General features: G+C 60.5%; 18 protein-coding genes and 3 pseudogenes. 11 read left to right on the top strand and 10 right to left on the bottom strand.

Annotation, left to right across the window (positions count from 1 at the left end):
* Nucleotides 1-111: 111 nt before the first annotated feature.
* Nucleotides 112-561 (bottom strand): annotated as a pseudogene (locus tag CT676_RS38090) (hypothetical protein).
* A 46-nt stretch (nucleotides 562-607) separates the two neighbouring features.
* Nucleotides 608-1,003, bottom strand: a pseudogene (locus CT676_RS38085) (hypothetical protein).
* Between the two features lie 146 nt (nucleotides 1,004-1,149).
* Between CT676_RS38085 and CT676_RS38080 the strand changes: the two are divergent.
* A complete protein-coding gene (locus CT676_RS38080; RefSeq protein ID WP_135216738.1) occupies nucleotides 1,150-2,073 on the top strand; it encodes a Ku protein in 924 nt (307 codons plus the stop codon).
* On the opposite strand, the gene CT676_RS38075 is transcribed toward CT676_RS38080, so the two are convergent.
* The 4 genes and pseudogenes from CT676_RS38075 to CT676_RS38060 all read right to left on the bottom strand — a co-directional run bounded on the left by CT676_RS38075 (nucleotide 2,070) and on the right by CT676_RS38060 (nucleotide 6,234).
* Nucleotides 2,070-4,265, bottom strand: a complete 2,196-nt coding sequence (locus CT676_RS38075) for a hypothetical protein (protein ID WP_135216737.1) — start codon at nucleotides 4,263-4,265, stop codon at nucleotides 2,070-2,072. The genes CT676_RS38080 and CT676_RS38075 overlap by 4 nt on opposite strands.
* Nucleotides 4,266-5,074: 809 nt before the next feature.
* Nucleotides 5,075-5,464 carry an XRE family transcriptional regulator gene (locus CT676_RS38070; protein ID WP_135216736.1) on the bottom strand — a complete coding sequence of 130 codons (390 nt, stop codon included), beginning with the start codon at nucleotides 5,462-5,464 and terminating at the stop codon, nucleotides 5,075-5,077.
* 22 nt (nucleotides 5,465-5,486) lie between these two features.
* A pseudogene (locus CT676_RS45630) lies at nucleotides 5,487-5,879 on the bottom strand (helix-turn-helix transcriptional regulator).
* Nucleotides 5,866-6,234 (bottom strand): type II toxin-antitoxin system RelE/ParE family toxin, encoded by a 369-nt coding sequence (locus CT676_RS38060; protein ID WP_135216735.1) that lies wholly within the window; start codon nucleotides 6,232-6,234, stop codon nucleotides 5,866-5,868. Before CT676_RS38060 ends, CT676_RS45630 begins: the two are co-directional and overlap by 14 nt.
* A 210-nt stretch (nucleotides 6,235-6,444) precedes the next feature.
* Between CT676_RS38060 and CT676_RS38055 the strand changes: the two genes are divergently transcribed.
* The 10 genes from CT676_RS38055 to CT676_RS38010 all read left to right on the top strand — a co-directional run bounded on the left by CT676_RS38055 (nucleotide 6,445) and on the right by CT676_RS38010 (nucleotide 19,349).
* The gene (locus CT676_RS38055; RefSeq protein ID WP_135216734.1) at nucleotides 6,445-6,702 is read left to right on the top strand and encodes a helix-turn-helix transcriptional regulator; all 258 of its coding nucleotides are present in this window, start codon (nucleotides 6,445-6,447) and stop codon (nucleotides 6,700-6,702) included.
* 324 nt (nucleotides 6,703-7,026) lie between these two features.
* A complete protein-coding gene (locus CT676_RS38050; protein ID WP_135216733.1) occupies nucleotides 7,027-7,614 on the top strand; it encodes a hypothetical protein in 588 nt (195 codons plus the stop codon).
* A gap of 113 nt (nucleotides 7,615-7,727) precedes the next feature.
* Entirely contained in the window at nucleotides 7,728-8,504 is a 777-nt protein-coding gene (locus CT676_RS38045; protein WP_135216732.1) for a metallophosphoesterase, read from the top strand.
* Nucleotides 8,505-8,719: 215 nt separating this feature from the next.
* Nucleotides 8,720-9,982 carry a tyrosine-type recombinase/integrase gene (locus CT676_RS38040; protein WP_135216731.1) on the top strand — a complete coding sequence of 421 codons (1,263 nt, stop codon included), beginning with the start codon at nucleotides 8,720-8,722 and terminating at the stop codon, nucleotides 9,980-9,982.
* Nucleotides 9,979-11,511 carry a tyrosine-type recombinase/integrase gene (locus tag CT676_RS38035; protein ID WP_135216730.1) on the top strand — a complete coding sequence of 511 codons (1,533 nt, stop codon included), beginning with the start codon at nucleotides 9,979-9,981 and terminating at the stop codon, nucleotides 11,509-11,511. The genes CT676_RS38040 and CT676_RS38035 overlap by 4 nt, the downstream gene beginning before the upstream one ends.
* Complete coding sequence (locus CT676_RS38030) at nucleotides 11,508-13,715, top strand: hypothetical protein (protein ID WP_135216729.1); 2,208 nt, start codon at nucleotides 11,508-11,510, stop codon at nucleotides 13,713-13,715. Before CT676_RS38035 ends, CT676_RS38030 begins: the two co-directional genes overlap by 4 nt.
* On the top strand, nucleotides 13,712-14,236 hold the full coding sequence (locus tag CT676_RS38025; protein WP_135216728.1) for a hypothetical protein: 525 nt from the start codon (nucleotides 13,712-13,714) through the stop codon (nucleotides 14,234-14,236). Before CT676_RS38030 ends, CT676_RS38025 begins: the two co-directional genes overlap by 4 nt.
* 666 nt (nucleotides 14,237-14,902) lie before the next feature.
* On the top strand, nucleotides 14,903-15,799 hold the full coding sequence (locus tag CT676_RS38020) for a 3'-5' exonuclease (protein ID WP_135216727.1): 897 nt from the start codon (nucleotides 14,903-14,905) through the stop codon (nucleotides 15,797-15,799).
* Nucleotides 15,800-16,557: 758 nt separating this feature from the next.
* Complete coding sequence (locus CT676_RS38015; RefSeq protein ID WP_135216726.1) at nucleotides 16,558-17,769, top strand: S8 family serine peptidase; 1,212 nt, start codon at nucleotides 16,558-16,560, stop codon at nucleotides 17,767-17,769.
* A gap of 62 nt (nucleotides 17,770-17,831) precedes the next feature.
* Nucleotides 17,832-19,349, top strand: coding sequence for a trypsin-like peptidase domain-containing protein (locus CT676_RS38010; RefSeq protein ID WP_167768303.1), 1,518 nt, complete (start codon nucleotides 17,832-17,834; stop codon nucleotides 19,347-19,349).
* Between the two features lie 55 nt (nucleotides 19,350-19,404).
* On the opposite strand, the gene CT676_RS38005 is transcribed toward CT676_RS38010, so the two are convergent.
* The 4 genes from CT676_RS38005 to CT676_RS44530 all read right to left on the bottom strand — a co-directional run bounded on the left by CT676_RS38005 (nucleotide 19,405) and on the right by CT676_RS44530 (nucleotide 22,136).
* On the bottom strand, nucleotides 19,405-19,887 hold the full coding sequence (locus CT676_RS38005; protein ID WP_135216724.1) for a hypothetical protein: 483 nt from the start codon (nucleotides 19,885-19,887) through the stop codon (nucleotides 19,405-19,407).
* A 247-nt stretch (nucleotides 19,888-20,134) separates the two neighbouring features.
* Nucleotides 20,135-20,641 (bottom strand): hypothetical protein, encoded by a 507-nt coding sequence (locus CT676_RS38000; RefSeq protein ID WP_135216723.1) that lies wholly within the window; start codon nucleotides 20,639-20,641, stop codon nucleotides 20,135-20,137.
* Nucleotides 20,634-21,692, bottom strand: coding sequence for a DUF2252 family protein (locus CT676_RS37995; protein ID WP_135216722.1), 1,059 nt, complete (start codon nucleotides 21,690-21,692; stop codon nucleotides 20,634-20,636). The genes CT676_RS38000 and CT676_RS37995 overlap by 8 nt, the downstream gene beginning before the upstream one ends.
* Before the next feature lie 108 nt (nucleotides 21,693-21,800).
* Complete coding sequence (locus tag CT676_RS44530; RefSeq protein WP_244623419.1) at nucleotides 21,801-22,136, bottom strand: HAD family acid phosphatase; 336 nt, start codon at nucleotides 22,134-22,136, stop codon at nucleotides 21,801-21,803.
* Nucleotides 22,137-22,145: the final 9 nt, after the last annotated feature.

Raw genomic sequence — 22,145 nt, 5'->3', positions numbered from 1 at the left:
GAGGCGGCTATGAACGTCGACCTCGTAGACAAGAGCGAGCCTCGCAGGCTGTCGGTAACGAGCTGAACCCTTGTGCCAGCAACCGCAATCAGACAAGAGATTGCACATCGGTCAGGCTTCGGTCCGAGGGTGGCGCGGCTGCAACGCCAATTGTAGCAGAGTCGCGGAAGGACGCCGGCCCGCCTTGGCGCATTTGCGGCAGCGCAGCCGGCTGGCGAGATCGTGCACGAAGGTGGTCGGCGGATGCTTCAGCGCCGCGAGGTCAACGTCGCTCGTCGTCTTGCAGCGCGCGCACTGGATCTGCAGCCAGGGGAAGCCGCCATTCACCGCTTGGTCGATCGTCGGGGACGGATCGATCGGTTCTCCGTCTCACCACATGCGTTCGTTCCAACTCTCGGATAGCAGCTTGTCCGCCTGCTGGACGAGCGCTTCCCCCTTCGCTCGCATCTCCACCGATCGGGTGGCCAGGATGTTGGCCATTGCCCGCGCCTTGCCGAGCTCTTTCGCCAGAGCCTTGCGGTCGCCGCCCGACAGGGGCGTAGGGTGATACTTCGGGGCCATCCGGACATCCAGGCGCAAAGAGATCGGATCGGCGACCTGCAGCGGCCTACGGGGTCTCGAACGTTGGCAAGCGCCCGTCTTCTTCATGCCTGCCGGTGCGCTGCTGGCAAGTGTTGTCGAGCAGCCGCTGCGCGACGTCCTTCCAGACCGCGTTGCCGCCATACAATCGGACTGCATCGGCGGTCTGGATTTCCACGGTCCGCTCGCAGCGGCGGCAGGAGACGCGCAGTACGTGGCGCTGTATTTCCAAAAGACGTCACTGCCGCATCTGGGCCCCGGTCGCGCCGGCGCGAGGATCTTTGAGGACCGATTCCCAGTATTCGGCCGGGAGCGACGCATCTGGAGCCGCGGCGCAGGGAGCCGGCCTGCGAGCGGCTTCAGTGGCCAATTTTTCCACCTGCTTCGGGGTCGGCATGTGCCAGCTCGCGGGTCGGTCGGTCATTCCGAACTTGAACATAAAGTGAACAACAGTCGAGTCCACCCGTGTGGTCGCTGAGAAAAAATCATCCCGTTGGGCAGGCCGCGATGTCGGAACCAAGGCCGGCAGATCGTCTTGAATCCGGCATCAGTATCGGAGTTTTCCTCGCCATGGCCCCCCGCGCTAACTGGAAAGGCTTCCTGCGCCTTTCCCTCGTCACCTGTCCGGTCGCGCTGTATCCGGCCACCTCCGAATCCGAAAAGGTCTCGTTCAACCAGCTCAACCGGAAGACAGGCCACCGCATCAAATACGCCAAGGTCGACGCCGACACCGGCGAGGAGGTTGCCAATGAGGACATCGTCAAGGGCTACAAGCTCGACACCGACACCTTCATCGAGGTGACCAAGGAGGAGCTCGAGAACGTCGCGCTGGAATCGACACGAACCATCGAGATCGACGAGTTCGTCGACCGCAGCGAGATTGATCCGCGATATCTCATCCGGCCCTACTACCTGTGTCCTGACGGCAAGGTTGGGCACGACGCGTTCGCCGTCATCCGCGAAACTATTCGCGAGATGAACAAGGTCGCGATTGGACGCGTGGTGCTGACCAATCGTGAGCACATCATCGCCCTCGAACCCATGGACAAGGGCCTGATGGGAACGCTGCTGCGCTACCCTTATGAGGTGCGTTCTGCGGACGAGTATTTCGACGAGATCCAGGATGTCAAAGTCACCAAGGACATGCTCGATCTCGCCAGGCACATCGTCAACCAAAAGTCGGGTCACTTCGAGCCGGACAAGTTCGAAGACCAATATGAAACCGCCCTCATCGATCTCATCAACAAGAAGCGCACCGGCAAACCCGTCACCACGAAAGCGCGACCGCGTGGCGAGAACGTCGTCGATTTGATGGACGCGCTGCGCAAGAGCATTGGCGACGAAAAGGCGGCAAAAGCCTCCAGGCCGGCCAAGAAGCCACGCAAGGTCGCGAGCGGTCAGAAGGAAATGCTCATGCCGATCGCCGGCAAGAAACCGGCGAGGGAAGCTGCGGCAAAGAAGCCGGTGGCAAAGCCGCAGCGGAAGTTAGCTTAAACTTTATTCCTCTTCTGCATCTCACGCCAAAGACGGTCTCGCTTTCTGGCAGCCCGCCTCGAGTGTTCGGATTTCGCTTGGCGGATGACAGCATCGGCTTTTGCGATGGTCTGCTTGACCCGTCGAGGATCACCACCCGCGGCCGAAGCAAACGACTCGTCCGTTGTATTCGTCCGCAGGCGCTCGTAGGACAGCACGAGAGTGTCCTCTGTGATCGGATACGAGCTCTGGTCCATAACGGTGTGATCCTTGAGAATCTTGACCTGCAACGGATGGCGCAGAATGCTCAGGAAGTCCTTCGGCGTCGGGTTTGTTCCGCTCCACTGCGACGCCACCGCGGTCCGGTGGAGGATCGCCGCCTTGTTCTCCAGCGGATGGTGCTGGTTCGCGTAAAAGTATCGTTCTTCAAAAAATCGGCGCACGATCCCGACATCCGAGACGAGCACGTCGGCGTCGTCGGCCATGGGAATGGCATAAGGTAGGCAATTTAGGACGGTGGCGATCACCTTCTTGCCGACCCACTCCTTACCGAGTCTCTCGGCGATCAACTTCGGGTTTGTTCTGAGCTCCTCGGCCTGGCGTCGTACCTGGTTCATATCCGATGCGAGTCCCTGCGCGAAGTGATGGGCGCGCACCGGATCGTACCCGGATAGACCGTGGTTCTTGCATTCGAAAAGGAAGACATAGTCGCCCCATGGAACGATGGCGTCGAATTCATACCGCTCGTCGCCGGTCTCATGCTTGAACGATAGACAGGTAAGGCCCTGTCGGCGGAAAATTTCGTGGACGTAACCTTCGAACGCCTTGCCCTTGCGCGAGAACTCTTCGCCGAACCGAGAGACGTTGGACATCGTCAGCATTGCGACGTGGCTGCTTAATAGAGCGGGCGCGATCAGCACATAGCTGCCGTCGGCCGTGGCGACGAGAGGACAGTCGTACAGGTCGCGGCTGGCCTTCGTGGCCCCTTTCGGGCGTGCGAACGTGACCTGATCGATGAATTTACGAGCCCTCTCTGCCGTAAGCCCGACGCGGACCAGCGCATCTTCGAGCGCTTCCGCGCGCACCAGGATCGGATCCGTCCGCGTCTCGTCGGAAAGGTCATGGGCCATCGCCTTCAGAAGGGAATAGCCGCGGATCCACTCCGCCAAAGTCAGGCCGCCGCGCTCCTCGGCATCGGACAGGACGTCGAACGCCAGCATGTTCGAGAGCGCGCGAACGGCGTGGGCCTCTTCGATGGAGACGTAGTTCGTTGGCGGGAGATCGGCGCTGCCTTCGATGCCCACGATTTGTTCGCGGATACGCGTGCGCGTCACAAGGTGCATAAGGTCTTGTTCGGACTGTTGTCCGAGGCGCTCGTTAGCGACAAAGTCCAGAAGGTCGAGCGTGCCGGGTCTGCTGATCAGCAGTCGCTTAATGTTCGCCGGCACTCCCTCCGGCCACTCGGATGTGTTGAGCTCCCGGAGTTCTCCTTCGAGAAAACGATGCTTCTCCTCGGCGCGCTTCCAGCGTCGCCAGAGCATTCCGAGGACTGTTCCGGATCCGACCTTGTAGAGGTCGTCCTGTGTCGTGGGCACGATCTTGGGAATGACGAGGCGTCCGTCGGCTGCCCACCACTTGTTCCGGTGCGCTTCCATGCCGAGCGTCGCGCCGAGCGTCATCACGATGGCCCCGATGACCGCGGCCGGAGAGTAGTCGTTGCCATCTTCGTCCTTCAGGAGCGCGGCGGCGGCGAGGTCCAACGCGCCGTTCCGTATCGCGGCTTGGTTGGCCTTCTTTGCCACATGGCTGTACTCGCCTATCGAGCGCGCGATGTAGGCGCTTACGCGGAGGGCGGCCGGAAGTTTCGAGACTTCCGCACGCTCCAGCATATCTAGTATCCCACGGTATCCGCCCTCGATCAGTCGCAGCGTCGCGCGGTACTCGCGGACGCGAAGCGGTCCTTCGGACTCGACAGTATCAAGAGCGTAGCCTTCGATCGCGTCGAGGAACGCATCTCGCTTGTCTTCGAAGTCCGGCGCCGGATACGTTGCAATGAACTCACTGTGTCGCTTGATGTGACCAAGTAGCTCATCAAGGTCGTCAGAATCGAAAGAGATCGCATCGAGGTGTTGCTTCAGATCGGCCCAAGCGAGTTTCTCCAACGCATTCTTGACCACGGCTTCGCTAAGTTCAATATCGCTACTTCCGGCCATTTCCAACTCGCACGCGGTAGCCCGCAGTAGGTAACGGGAGCCAACTCGATCCCGTTGTCGCGTCGAACCAATCGAGCATTTAGTTTATCGATGGCGCGGAGACATGTCCAATGGGACGCCACTTGGCCGATCGTTGGATGTAGGGGCCTGAACACCATTATCGAGTAACACGTCTCGGGTTGCTGGTCCCACAACATCGCCCAGCCGCGCTGGGTCCGCATTGCCGAATGCCTTTCCTTCGCCAACAGCATCGAAACCGCTTCCCGCGTGACGAATGCTTGTGGGCACCACTAGTTCCAGGCCGCAATCGCACGGCCCGTGCGCGGGACGACTCAGTTCAATAAGCCGCCGATCAGCCTGGCTCGAAGGAATAAAATGGTGGTAGCCATCCTGCAGATTTCGTTCTCTGCGCATTCGGCTGTCGCCGCACCGGGCTCTCTTGAACCGAGCCGCGCAGCGTCTCGGTCATCCGGCGTCGATCCCTTGCGCACCATGATGTGTCGCTCGCCGGAGGCACTCGCTCGCGGGCCCCGCCGTCATTCCATTTCGGTGTCGCTATCACTGTCCCGCGTTCGGGTGCCTTCTTAGGGAGCACCCGGAGCAACACGCTAATCCCGCACTGATCCGCGCGATCAAGCGCGACGGCGGCGTGGTCGAGTCCAGGCCAAGGCCAGCGACCGGCTGCGGGCTCCGGTCGAGGTGCGTCCCCTAATCCCCCAGCAAGTCGCTGGAATCGCATGCGCTGAATTTCTCGCGTCGATGCGAATGATGTTGACGGCTGCCGAGCAAGGTACGCCCCCTATCGAAAGTCATGGTCCCGATTGACCTAAGCCAACACTTCCACTCGCGGAAATCAGCAAATCCGCCGGAATCTGGAAACGTTCGCGCAGACGCTTCACCATCGTCATGCTCAATTGGCGCTTGCCGCACATGACCTCACTGACGCGACTCGCAGTGCCCAGAAGCGGCGCAAGATCAGCGCGCGTCAAACCATGTTGCTCCACCAGATAGGTCAGCAAATCGGGCAACGGCGGCGCTTTGCGCGGCCAGCGCGCGCGTTCATACGCCTCGATAAGACGAGCCTGCGCTACCATGCGCGCTCGATCGGCAGCCTCGTTCGATCGCATCAGCTTGCCGACAAGCACCTTGGCCGCCTCATGATCGGCCTGGTTCTGGATAATTATCAATGTTGCCTTCATCACATCGTCTCCGCGTCCCGCTTTACATGCCGTGACCTGGCGCGAACTCGTGCTGGCTGTCGTGACTGGGAGCCTCAACGACTTCGATGGCCCCACGTGACCAGTCGGGCTGGTCCTCTAGGACGACCGAAACCCGGACACCCAGTCGCGTAAGGAACCGATAAAGGCGTTCGACGCTGTAGGTCTCCGTGCGCCCGTTGCAGAGCTCCGAGACCTTGGACTGCGGCAGCCCCGTGATTTCGCCGGCCTAGACCTGGGTGATCTCGCGTTTCTCGATCACCTCGGCGATTTTGGAAACGAGCTTGGCCTTGAGCAGCTCCTCTTCCGGATTGGGCAATCCGAGATCGGCAAACACGCTGCCGGAGCCGAGCTTCCCAAGCGGCGTTGCGGTGGTGCGTTTGCTACTTCGGTTCATGTTGCTTCTTCCGTTTCTCGTCGATGATGCGCTGGCGAATAGCGTGCCGCGCGAGCAGTTGTGCGATGAATGTCTTCCCGGCCGATGTCCCGCGGTCCTGGCGCAACGCCTTAACGCGTTGGACGATGCGATCGATGTCTTCCTGCGGGGTCGCGGTTCCCCTCTTGGACTTCTTCTGGAACGCATCGACGACGTAGACAGCCTCTTCGAATTGAACCGTGTAGACGGTGCGGTAGGTATCGCGATCGCCGTCGGTCACGATCTCCAGCACCTTAGCGCCCTTGAACTCCTTGTTTCCTCCGAGCGGCTTCGCTGAATCGGCCTTCTTGCCGGGTCTGCGCTTGCAAAAGCGCATATTCCGTAGGGCGACTGCAGTCCATCAAACCGTGCGTTTCATGCCAAGTGCGTTTGGCGGCTTCGCTTAATCTAATCCTTCGCCTAGAGTCCTTACCGCGAGATAATCTATGATGTAGGCTGTTTTCCAGGCTCCGGTTCGGGCAAACGAATCCTTGATCGATGGCTCGACGCCGTTTTCCGGAATAGCAGGGCGTGGCGAACGAATCCTATGTCAAAACCGCCCCTGGGTATCGTGAAAGCTAGTGTCGGACAGCGGGTCAGGGAGCTTCGGCGTTCCCGCGATCTGTCACAGGCACAACTTGCCGCGCGAGTCGCCAGCCATCAGGAATTCATCAGCGACGTGGAGCGAGGCGAAGCCAACTTGACCTTGGAGAGCCTCGTTAGGATCGCAACTGCGCTCGGCGTCGAAGCAGTGGAGTTGCTCGGCGCGAAGTCACGAAGGCGCGCTCCGCGCAAACGGGCTTGAGGAGGCCAAAGTGAATTATTTCCTGTCGCCAATGGGTTATGAGGCTTCGCCATCGCTTCGACACAATTATAGGCTAGAGCCTATAGTGGATAAGAACCTAGAATGAATATCGGAGAGGGTCCGTCGATGCGCATCCGGACAGCCGTCTCCCACTGAAACGCCTCTCATAATGAACATCGAACGACCCGAGCCGCTTTTGCGGAAGGGCTTTTGCGTGTCTGACGGCAACAGGGCGAGCATGGCCAAGTCTTTAGGGCCCGCCTTCAGCGACTCGCCCCGTTTCGCTGCCGTCCCGTAGTGCATCGTCAAACCGGAGTTTGATCCATGCGTCCCAGCCAATTCCATCTCCGAACCGCCAGTCCAACCTTGTTCGTGGGCCCGAAGTGTCGCGCGGCGATCCGAATCTTCAACCCACTCCTGCGCTACGCTCTGCAACAAGCGAGCCTCGAACCGGACGTCCATGCAATACGTAAACTCTCTGATCTCTTGGGACCTCCCATCCCGTTGAAAGGTGTGGTGCTTGAAAGGATCGATGCGGCTTTCTTACTCACGGTCTGCGAAATCCGACCGGTGCGTAGCAATGCCGAACTCGGCCAGCTCATCCGCGCGCTGGCTGCAAATGGGCTTCGACTGCTCGAGCGTGATGCTTCCGATATCAAGACCGAGCCGCTATTCTCGAATGCCCGCGAGGTATGGTCATATCAGCGTTACCCTGTATCGGTGAGGGACAGGCTGAAGATCGCGGCTGCTTTGAACGAGGGTGGTCCCCAGAGCATCATCGAACTTGAAGAGCGTGTTCGTCCCTCATGTGACCTGCTGGCGGCCGCTTGCTCGCTCGCGTGCGAAGGTCGCGTCAATCTGAACGTTGGGGACGCGCTACTGGGTCCAGATACGATCGTTTCGGGTCGATAGAAGGCGACCTTCAAGCCAGGCTGCGGCTTGGTGCACGCGGGCGCGCTCGAGGGGGGAGTGGCCGCCCGCCGTGGTGTGCGTCCTATTGCACGGCGCTGCGAGCGAGGAATGACATGCGGCTCTGGATCATGTCGGATCTCCATTTGGAATTGACGAAAGGCTGGGATCTGCCGGCGAGCGATGCTCGTCCACAATTTGACGTGATGATCATAGCTGGCGACCTCGTGCCGCGCATGGAGCGTGGCGTGGCATGGCTCCGTCAACGCGTGGCCGATAAGCCTGTCATCTACGTCGCCGGCAACCACGAATTCTACGGCTGTGATATCGATCGCACGGTCGACAAGGCGCGCCAGCTTGCCACCGGCACGAACGTGCATGTTCTTCAGAATGATACGGTTACGATCGACGGCGTGCTCTTCGTTGGCTCTACGCTTTGGACGGACTTCAACCTGTTTGGAAATGCCGAACTGGCCATGAGCCGGGCTGCCGATGGCATGAACGACTATCGTCGCATCCGGAAGCGTCGCTACGCCGAGCGCCTCCGTCCAATCGACACATTCAGACGTCATCTCGAAAGCAGGGACTTCATCGCGCGGGTTACGCGAGACGGTCATTCGAAGCCGACGGTCGTGGTTTCGCACCACGGAAGCGTGAAGGAAGCCATCAGCGCGGGTGCCGAGAACGACATCCTTTCCGCAGCTTATGCCAGCGACTGCCATGAACTCCTGGAGCCCGTCGATCTATGGATCTACGGGCAAACTCATGAGCAGCGCGACTTCATTATCGACCGCACCCGCTTGGTGACTAACGCCAAGGGATACGGGCCGTGGCGTCCAGACGAACGCTGGGAGAACCCGAGTTTCGATCCGAATTGGGTTATCGAAATCTGAAGAAGCGGTGTCTCAATGGTGAGGCGGAAGGTGTTGTGCGGGCTCGCCGCGGCGAGCAGAGATTTGTTAGTCATCCGTTGCAAATCTCAAGCTCGAAGGATTCAGCTGCGCGCCTGTTTCAGCGCACCTTTACTTCTCTTGTGAATGTTGGTGGCGCTCGCGCTGGTTGAAATTGTGGTCCGCGCAAGTCCGCGGTCAAGAAGACGGAAACCATCGTGCACGAGATCGTCCGACAGCATCGGTTCAAGATGGTGCGCTTCGAGAGCGGCGAGCACTTTCCGCTGCTGCTGGACCGTCACGGCCTGCCGCTGTGGCAGGCGGTATCGTACTTCGCCGACAAGCGAGGCCTGGCACTAAGTACGCTTGACGCCAAGCTCCGCACGATTGCCATGGTGCATGGTTTCCTGGCGGCCCGCAGTATCGATTTGAAGGCGCGTCTGGTGGACGGCCGGGTGCTCGAGCATGATGAGGCGGCCGCGCTGACTTCCTATTTGCGTACCGTCGGTCCGAGAACAGAGAAAACAATCACGCGGCGACGCGCAGAAGGCCAGCACGCAGCTCACAGGCTGATCGTCGAAGGCCAGGAGTGGTTGAGAAGGCGTTTATGTGCCATCGATTACCTGAGATGGCTTGCTGGGCGGATGCGATCAACCCTCCGACTCTCGTTAGCGACACGCGCCGCGGTCGATAACGAGTTGGCCAAGGCCAAGGTCTGGATTGCGGACGGACGCAAGCCGCGGCCGCGGCCATCCCAACCTGCGCTTTCGATCCAGGAGACCGTCGTCCTGTTGGAGGCCATTCGTCCCGGATCAGCGACCAACCCGTTCTTGCCTTCCGATCAGTTCCGGAATTTCGCGTTGGTGTACACGTACTGGGAAACCGGACTACGAAGATCCGAGCCTTTGGGGCTGATAAATGAGGACCTTTCGCCCGACGGGACTCCGCCCTCGTTGAAGCTGGTACGGCGGCCACATGATTGTCGAGACGCCAGGGCACGGCGGCCTGGCCTGAAAACGATGCCACGAACCGTGCCGATCACGCCGATCCTGCATGAAATCCTGTTTGAGTACATCACGCGCCACCGTCGCCTGATCGAATTATCCCTTCGCGAGCGGGGCGACAAGAACGCGCTGAGACGGTTCAAATCGAACCCGTACATCTTCGTCAGCGGACGGGGCACCCCGCTTTCGCTGTCGGCCGTCCACAACGTCTTCGATAATTTGCGCATGCGGGTCGCCGGTCTTCCGGTCGGCCTTTCGCCCCACGCGCTGCGCCGCACATGGAACGACCTGTTCTCGGAGCTAAGGGCGGAAAAGCTCGGTCCGAGGGAGGTTGAACTGCGGGAATTCCTGATGGGCTGGGTTCGCGGTAGCCCGCAGAGCGCACATTACAGCAGGCGCTGGACAGAACGCGAAGCATCGCAGGCGATCATCGACATGCAGCGAGACTTGATGGACCGAACGGAGGCCAGGACATGATCAACTCCGACATCGTGCATGATATGGCCGGAAGGCCGGTCGACTGCTCCGGGCCGGTGTGGCGGATGAACACGCCCGGCGCCCCGATTGAGCTCGATTGGAGCACCATCGCAGCGCTACCCACGTCCATACTCGAAGCCGCGCAGATGTACGTGCGCCACAAGATTCCACTGTGGGCGCCGCCGACGATCGGCGGGCTATTCTACATGTACAAGCTCCTTAGTGAATGCCGAAGCTTCGGGCAGGACGGAGGTGCGCTCACCTGCGCTACGTTCGAAGAGCTCAGGGCGGACGGGAGGGCCGGAGGCCCCGAATTGACGCGCTACCGTGCCTGGTACGATTGGGCGGCGACGCTCGAGCTCCCCGGCTTCGACAGGAGCGTCTCGGGCGCGTTGAACTTGGTTCGCATCGGTACCAATCCCCAAGACCGTCCGTCGCGGAAGAAGGACCCCGAGCTCGGTCCCCTCAGCGACATCGAACGCTACGAGCTCTTCGAAAAGGCGCTGGATGCCTCCGACGAGGATCTGCCCCTCATGGAGAGGGTGGCGGTGCTCCTCGGGACGGCCCTGGGTGCCAACGCGGGGCCCATGTCGCTCTTGCAAGTCCAGGACTACAGCGTGAGGTCGTCCGGAACCACTGCATATCACTTGCTGGAAGTGCCACGGCACAAGAAAGGTTTTGAGCAGGAGCGCACCGACTTTCGCACCCGGCCGATTGAACGCCGCTGGGCGCCATACCTCGAGCAATTAATCACGCGAAACCGCGCGCGAGCCGACGAGATTTACCTGGTGGCGACCGGCCGGCCCAAACCCGAACACGTGGCGATCCCGGTGTTCATGCGTGAGCAGCCCAGGACCGACCTCGAGCCCGCGATGGTGCAGTATTCGCTGCACATCACCGGAAACGACTTCTCTGCGCTGTTGCGGCGGGCGGCCGATCGATTGAAGGTGAATTCGCGCCATGGTGGCCCCCTCCGGCTCAACGCGCGCCGGCTGCGCAGCACTTACGCGACGAACCTCATCGCCGATGGTAAGTCGCGCCAGGTCGTGGCAGATGCACTCGATCATTCGTCTACGAAATACGTTGCCAGCTACGAGTTCGCGGACCACCGGGTGGTCGACAGCCTGGATGCGCGGATCGGCAATATCATGGAGGAGGTGGCGGGTGGGTTCCTGGGTGCGCTCACGGAAGCGTCCAGCGAGGCCTCGCGCGGGCGTACACCCTCGAGCCGCATTGGCTTTGTCGACCGCGTGGAAGACGGAGCAAAAGACCTCGGAAATTGCGGCAGCGGAGAAACCTGCGAGCTTGCCGCGCCGCTCGCCTGCTACACGTGTCGGAACTTCGAGCCATGGATCGAGGCGCCGCATCGCCGCCTGCTGGAGCAGTTGACGGCTGAGCGAGCGCGGCGGTCTGAGGCACACATGCACCCACGGATCATCGCGGTCCAGGACCGGGCTATCCGGGCAGTCGCCGAGGTGGTGGAGAAGATCGAGCAAACGCGCGCGGCCAAGGAGCCATCGGGACAATGAAAAGAGCCAAGCGCACGGCGGGCCAGTATCCCATCGCGCTCGATCCGGGCTGCATGACGAGCGATCCGCGCGCCAACTTGGCCCTGTTCGAACGCGCGGCGCGCAAGAGCCATGCTTTCGGAGACGACCTGCCGTTCGATGCTGTCGGATGGCCGATCCAGGTCGTGTCCGCAAACCGCAGGCCGGCCACCCTGTCGTTCACCGTTCACAACGATGGTGGCGCCAGAAAGGACGCAGCAAAGCGGCTGCCAATGAAAACTCCGTTCGTGACCTTCCTGAAATCGGTCATTAGGCTCTCCGAAGCTGCGGCGCCGAGTTCAGCTTCTGCGCACCGTGCGATGCTGCGCGCGGGGCGCTACCTGCATGATCAGTCGGAGCGATGCAATTATGATCCTGTCCACCTAACTTCGCGGACATTCCAAGAAGCCGAACGGGCGGCACTGGAGCGTGATCCGTCGCCTTGGAGTAATTTTGCCGTCGCGCAAAATCTGCTCAAGCTGTCGAGGCTGGTCCGCGACTACAAGCTAACCGGGTCCGAAATCGCCTATGTTCCGGTAACGCCAGCTCCCGATTACAACCATCTTCGCGTTGGCCCCGGGAGGGATCCGGGGCAGTTGCCGAGTGCGGCGGCACTCAGGGCGCTGCCCAACATCGCGCAGCAGGTCGTCGAACCGGCGGACGTCTGCATGATGAGTGTGCTCGAACTCCTCCATTGCGCGCCTTGGCGGATCGGGGAGGTGCTGTCCCTGCCAGAGCGCTGCGAGGTCGTGACCTCGGTCGACGGCCGGCTGCTCGGTGTGGCGGATCTCGATGCCGGACGGCCGGTTCGCTACGGGCTTCGCTACAAGCCGGAGAAGAGCCCGGGTCTCACATCCGATATCAAGTGGATACCCTCCGCTGCGGTGCCGCTGGCGCGCAGAGCGATCGAGAACCTCAGGAAACATACGGCCGAGGCACGCGAAGTGGCGGCCTACATGGAAAAGCACCCGGGGCGCGCCTGGCTGCCGGCTTCGCTCCGCCTGAAGGATCGACTGGGCATCGACGAGTTGGCGGAGATCGTTCCCGGATCGCACGGCAGAAACGACCGAGCCTATCGATGGCTGCACGCGAACGAGATTGCCATAAAGCCCGAGCATGTGCTTCGTGACGACTTCGAATTCGGCGTGTGGAAGAAGGATACACTGGGGGATGGGGAGGCCGTCCCGCTCGACCGCGCACGTCGGCTGCTGCGCCAGCGTCCGAACACCTGCCTGTTCGAGGTCGATCTGCTCAAGGGGATCATCAAGGTCGATCGCATTCATGCATGGTTGAGGAACAAGGGGATCACGATCGCTCCACCGACGATCTCGCGCATGGAGCTCGAAGCCCGGTTGCTCTCCCTGAATACCGACGTCTCGCCGGACTTTCCATGGAAGCGGTCCGAGTGTCTCTTGCTTTTCCCCACTCACTTCTTCCGCAGGAACGTGAAACCGTTGCGGTCCGTGCCTTCACTCATGCGTCAGGAGCAGCTCAGCTATTTCCTCATGGGAAACGCCAAGCAGGAGGGCATCTTCGAGCGGTTCGGCCACACCGAGGACGACGGTGACCCGATCCACGTGACGAGCCACATGTACCGTCGCTGGCTCGCGACCCTGGCAATGGATCACGAGATGTCGGCGGCGGAGGTGCAGAACTGGCTGGGCCACAGCTCGGAACTGAAGCAGGTCGCCTATGACCACAGGACGCCGGACCAGCTCGGCGAAGATGCGCGGCGCGCCATCGGCAACGGGCTGGCCATCGGCCCGATTGCGGACATCGCGCTTTCGATCAACGAGCCCCGGGAGCGCGAGACTTTCCTGCAGGCGGTGCTGGCCACTGCGCACATCACCCCCTACGGGATGTGTGCCCGCGACTGGCTCTCCAGCCCCTGCGCGCGGCACGGTGCGTGCGCGGCCTGCGACAAGCAGCTGATCCGGAAGGGCGACCTCGAGCATAGGAAGGAGGTCGAGCGCAGCCTGCGTGAGAACCTGATCTTGCTGGAGAGGGCGCAGGCGGAGGCCGACGACGGGCAGGTCGGCGCCGGCAACCATGCGCGCCACCTGGCCCGGGAGGTGGCGGTGCTCGAGGCCACGCTCGAGATCCACGAGTCGCCCTCGATCGCCGACGGCACCTATGTGCAACTCGATCTCGATGAGGTGGTGGCCAGGGCGGGGGCGGACCGATGAGCCTTGCCGTCGATAGCGGGCCGGCGGTGCGCCCACGATCCGCCGGCCGGTTGTCGGCGGGGGACATCGCCGCCATTGTCGCTGACCTAAAGGACTGGTCGCGGCCGAAGATCACCTGGAACGCGGTGGTCATGCGGGTGCAGGGCCTGATCGGCCGGCGCTTCAGCCGGCAGTCGCTGGAGGCCCAGCCGGCGATTTACCGTGCCTATGCCGAGGCCAAGCGGCGGCTGCGCATGGGCCTTCCGCCGGCCAGGCGCAAGCCGCTGGCGGAGCGGATCGAGGCCCTACAAGTCGAGAATAAGGGGTTGCGCCAGGAGAACGAGGTCCTGCTGGAGATGTTCGTGACCTGGCTGCTGAACGCCGAATCCTTCGGTCTGCGAGCCGAGCAACTCGACGAGGCGCTGCCGGCCGCCGCGTTGCCCAGCGACACCCGTGAGCGCGAGTTGCGGCGGCGGGAGGAGAAGAAGGCCAAGGTCCGCGCGATCGCGGACCGGCGTCGCGCCCGCCGGAACGGCGGCTAGACACCGACATGAGCGAACGAGGAAAGGCCCGGAAGCTGCCAGCTTCCGGGCCTTTCGCTTGCGCCTCGATAGGTCCGCTTTGCCTTACACTTTGGCGAATGAGGTGCCTATGAGCACTACAGCTTTAGTGCTCAGTGGCTCCCGTCAAGAATGCGGAGAGGTCCGGCAATTCCAGGCTGTTTCGCTGCTGGCTCCGGCCGATTTGTAAGGGTGAGCTTTGTCAAGTTAAGCGCGCGGAATCTAGGCGGGCACCGCCTTCAAGTTCGCGAACGCCGGCATGGCGAGGAGCGACGAGAACGCCGCTGCAACCCAAAAATACTCGACAGGTTGGGTGGAAAGCTGGCGGGACGGCCCTGGGGGTCGAATGTCAATCGAGCTGGAGACCCGCCTTGCGGTCGGCTCGCAAGCGCTACTTGGCAGCGGCGACACTGCGTCTCGCCGAATAGTGCGCTTTGGCAGGGGATTTGCCTTTGGCGAGTAGGCGGGTTGAAAGGCATGGGCTCTGGCTCGACAACCCTCATAACCCGGGTAGCGACCAGATACGCCGAACTGGAAGCTCGAGGCCTTCCTGCGTTGCCAACACTGCATTGATGGGTCACCAAATCGGCGATGGAAGCCGGCCGCCAGCATCGTCCGGCTCCGCACCATAGGATCCAAACCAATCCAATGCCTGAAAGTGATTTGACCTTGGCCGCCATGGCCGAAGCGCTGGCCGAATCCGCCGACTACCGCGTCCTTCGGCGCCTGGTGCCTCGGGAGTCCTTCGTTGCATCCGATGGTCAAAGCGCCAAAACTGGCGTCCTTATAGACGTGGAGACGACCGGCCTCGATCAGCAAAGGGATGAGGTCATCGAACTTGGAATGGTCAAGTTCGACTACCTACCTGAGGGCCGTATCGTGGGCCTCAGGGGTGTCTTCTCATCGTTCAACGAACCGTCCGCGCCAATCCCGCCGGAAGTGATCGCGCTCACAGGGATCACGAACGAGATGGTCGCCGGGCAACGGATCGAGGAGGCCGCCGTCTCGTCGTTCGCGGACGACGCAGTGATCGTCATTGCTCACAACGCGAGCTTCGACCGCAAATTCGCCGAGCGTTACTGGCCGATATTCCAACGGAAGGCCTGGGGCTGTTCGGCGACAGAGGTAGAGTGGAGGAAGCACGGCTTCGAAGGTTCTCGCCTGGGCTACCTCCTGAATGGCGCCGGTTTCTTTCATCAGGCGCACAGAGCGGTCGACGATTGCCATGCTCTTCTCGAGATATTGGCATTCGAACTGCCGACAGCCGGCGCGCCGGCGCTCGCCATCCTGCTCGAGCAGGCTCGAACAAAGACGATGCGAGTGTGGGCCGAGCAGTCGCCTTTTGAGCTCAAGGACGCGCTCAAACGTCGAGGGTACCGCTGGAGCGACGGAAGAGACGGCAGGCCACGGTCGTGGTACATCGACGTCGACGAAAGTAAGCTAGATGACGAAATCGCGTTCCTCAAGACCGAGATTTACGTCAGGGAAGTGGAGCCACGCTTGCAGGTCCTGACAGCATTCGACCGGTTTTCGGTCCGCGCGTGAGGCGCGACAGGCTGTCGTCGATAGCGGCGCCGGCGGCTGAGCGCGTCCGAGCAGGCGAGCGCTCGTCTTCCATTCGGCCACCTGCTGCCGAAGCGTGCGCGCGAGATCGCGCTCCTCACCCCATTGCACCACAACCCCTGATGGCAGTATGATCGCCCTGCGGACGGAGGATGGCGGACCTGACCGAACACGAGCTGCACTCTCTGTACACCCAGCGCATCGACGAGAGCGCTGGTCATGGACTGTTCGTGGATGCGGTCGCACGGCTACAAATGGCACATGGAGCAGGAGGGATAACTTTGGTGCATAGCGCCGAAGTCCTGCTACGCCGATCACAGGCTCCGCAGCCGCGCGGGTCATTGCATTCAGTGCGATACGGCGCGGATCGCTTTCGTCAAACGCCATCACGACACGGCATACATCTACATAGCCGGCTCGCTCGAATCGAAGGTGGTGAAGATCGGCAACGCCATCTGGCCTTGAGGGCCGCGTCGCCGCGCTCAACACTCGCTACTATGGCGCCATTACTGACTGGGGCATGCTCTACCACGCTAAATTCGAGGAAGCGGGCAAGCTTCCGGAGCCGAAATTCATGTATCATTTCGCCGATTTCCGGATATCCGCCCAGTCGCTCGGGCAATTCTTGCGGCTACTCAAGGTTCACGGTGCGATGTGTGGCGCCGACGACTTTAAGCCGACCGATGGGTACAACATCCTGAACTATCGCTCTGGGAGATCGAACCAAACGAGAGGACTAGATGGAAAGGCGGACGGAAAAGCACATCATCATGAGGCATCGACCGGAGATTGAACGCGGTCAAGTACTCGCTTCACCCGATGACGAATTCCATGGCTTCCCGTTCGAGTTTGCAACAGCGGACTTGACGGAAAGCGAGGTAGCCGACCTGAGGCGAGATAAACGAGTTGAAGGCATAATTCCATCCATTAACTTGAGCCTCATCGCTCCGCTAGACATATCGCAATCGCAGAATGCCGAGGCCGAAGACGCGTGGGGCGTCGAAGCTGTCGGTGCCGATCGCTGCGATGAAAATGGCAGTGGCGTTACGATCGCCATCCTCGATACCGGTATCGACGACGAGCACGTCGCTTTCGACAAGGACAAGCTTCGGCTCATTGATTTCGTGGCTGACCCGGAGGGCAAGGAGGGAAGTGCGCCCGATGAGGTTGGCGGACATGGCACCCACGTCGCTGGTACGGCTTTCGGCAACGCGGTCGGCGGCAAGCGGATCGGAGTTGCGCCAGGTATTGACCGAGCGTTGATCGCTAAGGTGCTGGGACCAAAGGGTGCGACGACCGAGGCCGTGATCTTCGGATTGGAATGGGCGCTCAAGAAAAAGGCCGATATCATCTCGATGTCGTTGGGAATCGATTTTACTTCCTTAGTCGTCCGCCTCATCAAAGACGACTATCCAATTAAAGTGGCGACTTCCAGAGCGCTTGAGTCGTACCGATCAACGATAAGGTTGTTTGATAAGATTTCTGAGCTCGTCGATGCCCGAGCGGCTAAGGGGCGAGGCGCAATCCTCATCGCGGCGTCTGGTAACGAAAGCCTTCGGGACCAGGATCCCCGCTTTACGGTCGCGGTCGCCCCGCCGGCCGCTGGCGAGGGCTTTATCTCGGTTGGCGCTATCTCGTCGCTCAAAGGCGAGAAACCAAGTTTCGCCGTCTCGTCCTTTTCGAACACTGGCTGTCTGCTGGTGGGGCCGGGACGATCGATACTTTCGGCTAGACCAAATGGAGGTTTAAGAACCCTCAGCGGTACAAGCATGGCGACACCTCATGTCGCCGGTGTCGCCGCCCTATGGTTACAAAATCTATTTCCGGATGGCGAACGACCAGAACATTGGCGAGATGACGTTCGACGCAAGCTTGAAGGAACTGCCCTTCCTATTCCGGGTAGCCGCAAGGACGTGGGTCTGGGCCTCGTTCAGGCGCCCCCGAAAAAATGACGACGAAAGCGCGGCTGGCAGGAACGCCGACCTAGACGATGCTATCGAGGTTAGGAAAAAATATGAAGGTCGGTAAGGATGCGGGCGTCGCAAGAATTCTTGTAACTGGAGACTTGCAGCAAGATCGTCGCGAAGCAGCGGGAAGCTCGACCCAAAACCCGAAGCACGCCGGCATGGGAGCTCTCGTGACGCCGCGGCACGTGATTACATGTGCTCACGTTGTAAACGTTGCTTTAGGGCGCGCACGGACCGATACGCGGCCGCCCGGTCGACCTGTGCAGGTGGTCTTTCCGCTGTCGTCCGATCCCGGCGCAGCCGTCCCGGCCGACGTGATCAAGTGGTATGCGATCGATCACAAGGAGACACCGGACGTGGCGGTACTCGAACTCGGCGCGGATGCCCCGAAAAGTGTAGGTGTTGCCACTTTTGGCTTGGTCCGATCGCCGCTCGATGCTGACGAGCTCTCAGTATTCGGAACGCTGAGCGGACAGGCCGGCCTCAACTACGTCAGCACGAATTTCGTCGGGCCAACGAAGGGCGCTCAGGTTCAACTGGCCCCGCACGTTAGAAACATCAACCCGGGAATTACCCCGAAGCTTGAGAAAGACGCGAACCTGATCAAGGGAGGATTCAGCGGAGCTGCTGTATGGGACGTTTCTCGCGACGCCGCTATCGGCATGGTCACGGCCCATAACAGCGACGTCGACGACATCGCTTATATGATCCCGGCCGGAAGGTTGCTCCAGGCTTGGCCGGACCTCCCGACGGAAACGAGACGATTGCCGCGTTCGTTCGATGCCATCTGGAGCGCGTTGGCAATTATTTTGTTCGCATCCATGTTCTTTCTCTTCCTCGCCAACCGTCGTACGATCGAAGGTCGGCCGGATATTCTCTCCCCGTTCTGGGGGCTGCACGTCTACGCTTTCCTTGGAACGAACGTAAGCTGTCTCTGGTTCGCACATGCCAAGGATTTCAAGCTTCATGACTGGGCCTCGAGAGTTCCTCGGTTCCTGGCTATTCCCATCGATCGTGGGTCCCTTGCTGCGAAGCTATCTGCCGTCCTCACTTTGCTTTTTTTGGTGCTTGTACCCCTGGTGATCGAAGCGCATTTTGTCGACGTGCTAAACAACCGAGGAAAGGTCTACATCTATCCCGAGCAGTTCGGCTACACGGCGGCGGAGTTGAAAAGCTGTATCCCGCGCGAAACTCCGCTCTGTCCACATGCAGACGCCGGACTCTACTCCACAGTCAAACCGAGGCCGCCGGCAAGTGGCGGCTTTTGGGACAACGCCTATCATTACGGGGGAGATAAGAACGGTACTACCGTTACGTTCTTTCCCATTCTTCAGCCGCTTGTGCTTCAAGGCCTTGCGCTTGTAGCGCTCTTGATCCAGATCGCAGCCTTCGTGCGGACATTCTGGAGAGGCGACTGGTCGCCCTTCCGAAGAAAAACGTGGGGAAACCCACGCCAGTATTGGGGCGGAGCAACACTTTATCGAAGGTGTCTTCTGCCCAGCAACCGGGCGTCTCACGCTCCCGCCGAATTGAAAGATGCTGCTGTGACAAAAAGTCGGCAGTGATTGAGCGCAATTAGGCAAACGCATCAACGCTTCGCGGCGGACGTCTGCACCGAGGTCATCTCTGAGTGAGACTGGCACTGGCTTCGCAAACAGGCGCATCATTGGGGGGCGGTTTGATTGCGAGAGGTGCCGCCGTGATGCTTGTTTGAACGTTATCGACGCGGCAAATGACTTTGGAAAGATCGACTGGAACGGACTTGCTGTACTTCTTGTGTTTTTCAGAGCCGCTCCTGTTGATTTGGCAATGCTCTACGGCAGAGGCCAGCACATTTTCTCCTTGGCGGAAGAGAATGGTGAAATAGCCATGCCAGCTGGATCCTGGCGTGCCGTTTTCGCATGTGATCTTTACATTGACTACGGCGTTGCTGTCTGGCGCCGAAATTTCCGCCGTTGCATAGTGTTGGGGCTCGAGATCGGAGCCGATTATGATGTGCCGATGATCAGCCCAACGTTCGACATGTGGGTTTGGCATCCCGGCGAGGACGGGCGAGATTGCTGCAGCGAATCCGATCAGAAACAAAAACAGACTTCTCATCATCGTCGCCTCTCAATGGACGGTCTCTATCCGCAGTCGGCGTCTTGTACCAACGTCACGACTCCGAGTTTTTGCTTTCGACTGCCGAGCCGGATGCCGCTAAGGTTGGTCGTCGGTCGACCGCGGTCGCCGATCGTCCAACCCGTCGTACTATGGCTCTTGACCGCGCTCTGCGCGAGCCTGTCGCTTCTGCTCGTGCGGCGACTGGCAAGGCCCGAGTGCCGGCTCGTCGATGCGCCAGCGCCGTTCGTCACTTGCAGTAGTCCTTGATCTGCTTTTCGGCGGCTTCGCGAAGCTTCTGCTTGAAATCCGCGACCTTTATTCCGGTTTCGACTACGAATGCCGTGGACGAGACGTCGACGTCCAGAACCTGGCAAGTGTCCAGATTCGCCGACGAGGTGGCTGTGACATCCCCCTCCGCTTCGGCCGAAAACACGGCCTTGTCGGAGGTCGCGCACTTTGCGTAAACCGTCATCGATGCAGACACGATCGGACCGGCTTCGCAAAGCGAAAACTCGCGTAGCTCGAGGGCTTTCGTCTTGTCAATTCCGAACGGTCCTTTCTTCAGGCCGCCGCAGGCGTCATTGCGATGGTCGACAATGGCCTTCTCGGCCGCTTTTTTGGCGATCCTCGTGAGAGCAGTATTGCAGTTCTGTTGCGGTTGCGCCGATGCGGGCCAAGCGATCACAGCAATGGCTAAGATGAGCAGAATGTTTCGCGCCATTCTGCGGGCGTCGAAGCGTCGCGACTTATGCATTCGAAACGCTCCATTCTGTGAAATCAGCTTCGACGGCAGAAGCTGTCGCCTTGGCCGTCTCGTAAAGCCAGCTTGGATCCCTCCGTTCGAGATCGCCGAGGATCGCCTCCTTGAGTCGCGACGTCGAAGCGTGGATCGATCCAATCTCAGAGCCCATTGCCCGCAATAGCTTTGTGTCCAACTTTTGATCGAAGTCCGAGTCGCGCTCGAGCTTTCGCGTGTCTGCGGCGATGCGGCGTACGATGAACCCGCGAGCCGTATGCAGGAAGGGATCAGGTGCGGAAGTGACGCCGTTCATGACGTCGTCCAGTTTGCTCGAGCGGTCGGGGTTTCCGGCCGCCCAGTCCCAGCCCGATGATACCAACGCCTTGGCCTCGCGAGCTATGCGACCGCCCCGCCATCGTGCGACCGCGACGAAACGCGGTCTCCCGAGGCTGCCTCCTCCTTTGCTGGCGCGCGCGAACCGTTCGAACTCAGACCCCGCGGGGAGGCTCGCGAGCAGCGCCGTTTTCGCCTCTGACGACGGGCTTGCGTCGGGATACCCGTCGATCTCGTTCCAAAACGACTCGCGCTGCTTGTCCGTGACCGCGACATAGTCCCTCATCCACATTTCCTTTTGGTCGAGCAGGGTGGGACCGGGGTCGCGCAGTCCGTCGCCATAGCCTTCGAAGATTGCCTGCGCGGCATCGCGGTTTCCGACGCTGAAGTCGGCGAGACGTACGCTGACCGTAAGCCTGAGGATGTCCGAGGCATAAGGGATTTCGGCGGCATCGTCGTAGTCGTTGACGCCCCATACCAGCCTCGTTTCAGCATCCCGCCAGGTCCCGAAGTTCTCGACATGGACGTCGCCGACGGCGAGAGGAGCAGGCAGTCCCAAGATTTCGGGAGCAGTTGCCTTGACGGCGTGCGCCCACCGGAAGAACGTGGCCCGCAGGAACTTGAAGGCATTTTTGCTCATTCGTTCGTGCTTACGCTCGAGATCGTCCTCTACAACGTCGCAGACCGTCCTCATCCAATTCTCGTAGGCCGTGATTTCTTCGACGAAAGTCATCCTTGGCCCCCTCTATCCAACATCCCGAATCCGATCGAAGCCCGATCGCAGCAATTGAAGGTTCGAACCCGGCTGTCACCAAGCGCCGATAGGCTTGGCGGACTAGGCTTAGGGAATAAAGTAGAATGGGTTCGGCACCTTGAATGTCATCTCCGCATGACCTTTCGCGAGGTCACTCTTTTGATCGCCGATATTGGCAACGATGGTGAACCCTCTGCTCTCGATGTCGGCGCGGGCCGCAGATTTGTAGTCGTCAACGCCGCCAATTCCGGCCGCTTCCCGCATGTAGAGATGGTCCCGTTGGACGGCTCCATATCCTGCAGCTTCGAGATTGCGCAGCGTCCACACACTCGCCGTCTCGTAGTTGTGCTCCTTCTCGCGGCGACCGGTTACAAAGAACACGTCGACTTTGATGCATGACGGCGCTTCCCCGGTGCAGCGCACCGCATTGTA

It is taken from the genome of Bradyrhizobium sp. MOS001, assembly GCF_004634465.1.
In the GTDB taxonomy this organism is placed as follows: Bacteria; Pseudomonadota; Alphaproteobacteria; order Rhizobiales; family Xanthobacteraceae; genus Bradyrhizobium; species Bradyrhizobium barranii.
This window is presented reverse-complemented; position numbering and strand designations above follow the sequence as displayed.

What these genes read in the sequence shown, in the direction of transcription:
- CT676_RS38030 (WP_135216729.1), top strand. Translation starts at nt 11,508, where the DNA reads ATGAAAAGAGCCAAGCGCACGGCGGGCCAGTATCCCATCGCGCTCGAT.
- CT676_RS38055 (WP_135216734.1), top strand. Translation starts at nt 6,445, where the DNA reads ATGTCAAAACCGCCCCTGGGTATCGTGAAAGCTAGTGTCGGACAGCGG.
- CT676_RS38025 (WP_135216728.1), top strand. Translation starts at nt 13,712, where the DNA reads ATGAGCCTTGCCGTCGATAGCGGGCCGGCGGTGCGCCCACGATCCGCC.
- CT676_RS38010 (WP_167768303.1), top strand. Translation starts at nt 17,832, where the DNA reads ATGAAGGTCGGTAAGGATGCGGGCGTCGCAAGAATTCTTGTAACTGGA.
- CT676_RS38075 (WP_135216737.1), bottom strand. Translation starts at nt 4,265, where the DNA reads ATGGCCGGAAGTAGCGATATTGAACTTAGCGAAGCCGTGGTCAAGAAT.
- CT676_RS38045 (WP_135216732.1), top strand. Translation starts at nt 7,728, where the DNA reads ATGCGGCTCTGGATCATGTCGGATCTCCATTTGGAATTGACGAAAGGC.
- CT676_RS38015 (WP_135216726.1), top strand. Translation starts at nt 16,558, where the DNA reads ATGGAAAGGCGGACGGAAAAGCACATCATCATGAGGCATCGACCGGAG.
- CT676_RS38070 (WP_135216736.1), bottom strand. Translation starts at nt 5,464, where the DNA reads ATGAAGGCAACATTGATAATTATCCAGAACCAGGCCGATCATGAGGCG.
- CT676_RS38020 (WP_135216727.1), top strand. Translation starts at nt 14,903, where the DNA reads ATGCCTGAAAGTGATTTGACCTTGGCCGCCATGGCCGAAGCGCTGGCC.
- CT676_RS38050 (WP_135216733.1), top strand. Translation starts at nt 7,027, where the DNA reads ATGCGTCCCAGCCAATTCCATCTCCGAACCGCCAGTCCAACCTTGTTC.
- CT676_RS38000 (WP_135216723.1), bottom strand. Translation starts at nt 20,641, where the DNA reads ATGCATAAGTCGCGACGCTTCGACGCCCGCAGAATGGCGCGAAACATT.
- CT676_RS38005 (WP_135216724.1), bottom strand. Translation starts at nt 19,887, where the DNA reads ATGATGAGAAGTCTGTTTTTGTTTCTGATCGGATTCGCTGCAGCAATC.
- CT676_RS38035 (WP_135216730.1), top strand. Translation starts at nt 9,979, where the DNA reads ATGATCAACTCCGACATCGTGCATGATATGGCCGGAAGGCCGGTCGAC.
- CT676_RS38080 (WP_135216738.1), top strand. Translation starts at nt 1,150, where the DNA reads ATGGCCCCCCGCGCTAACTGGAAAGGCTTCCTGCGCCTTTCCCTCGTC.
- CT676_RS37995 (WP_135216722.1), bottom strand. Translation starts at nt 21,692, where the DNA reads ATGACTTTCGTCGAAGAAATCACGGCCTACGAGAATTGGATGAGGACG.
- CT676_RS38060 (WP_135216735.1), bottom strand. Translation starts at nt 6,234, where the DNA reads ATGCGCTTTTGCAAGCGCAGACCCGGCAAGAAGGCCGATTCAGCGAAG.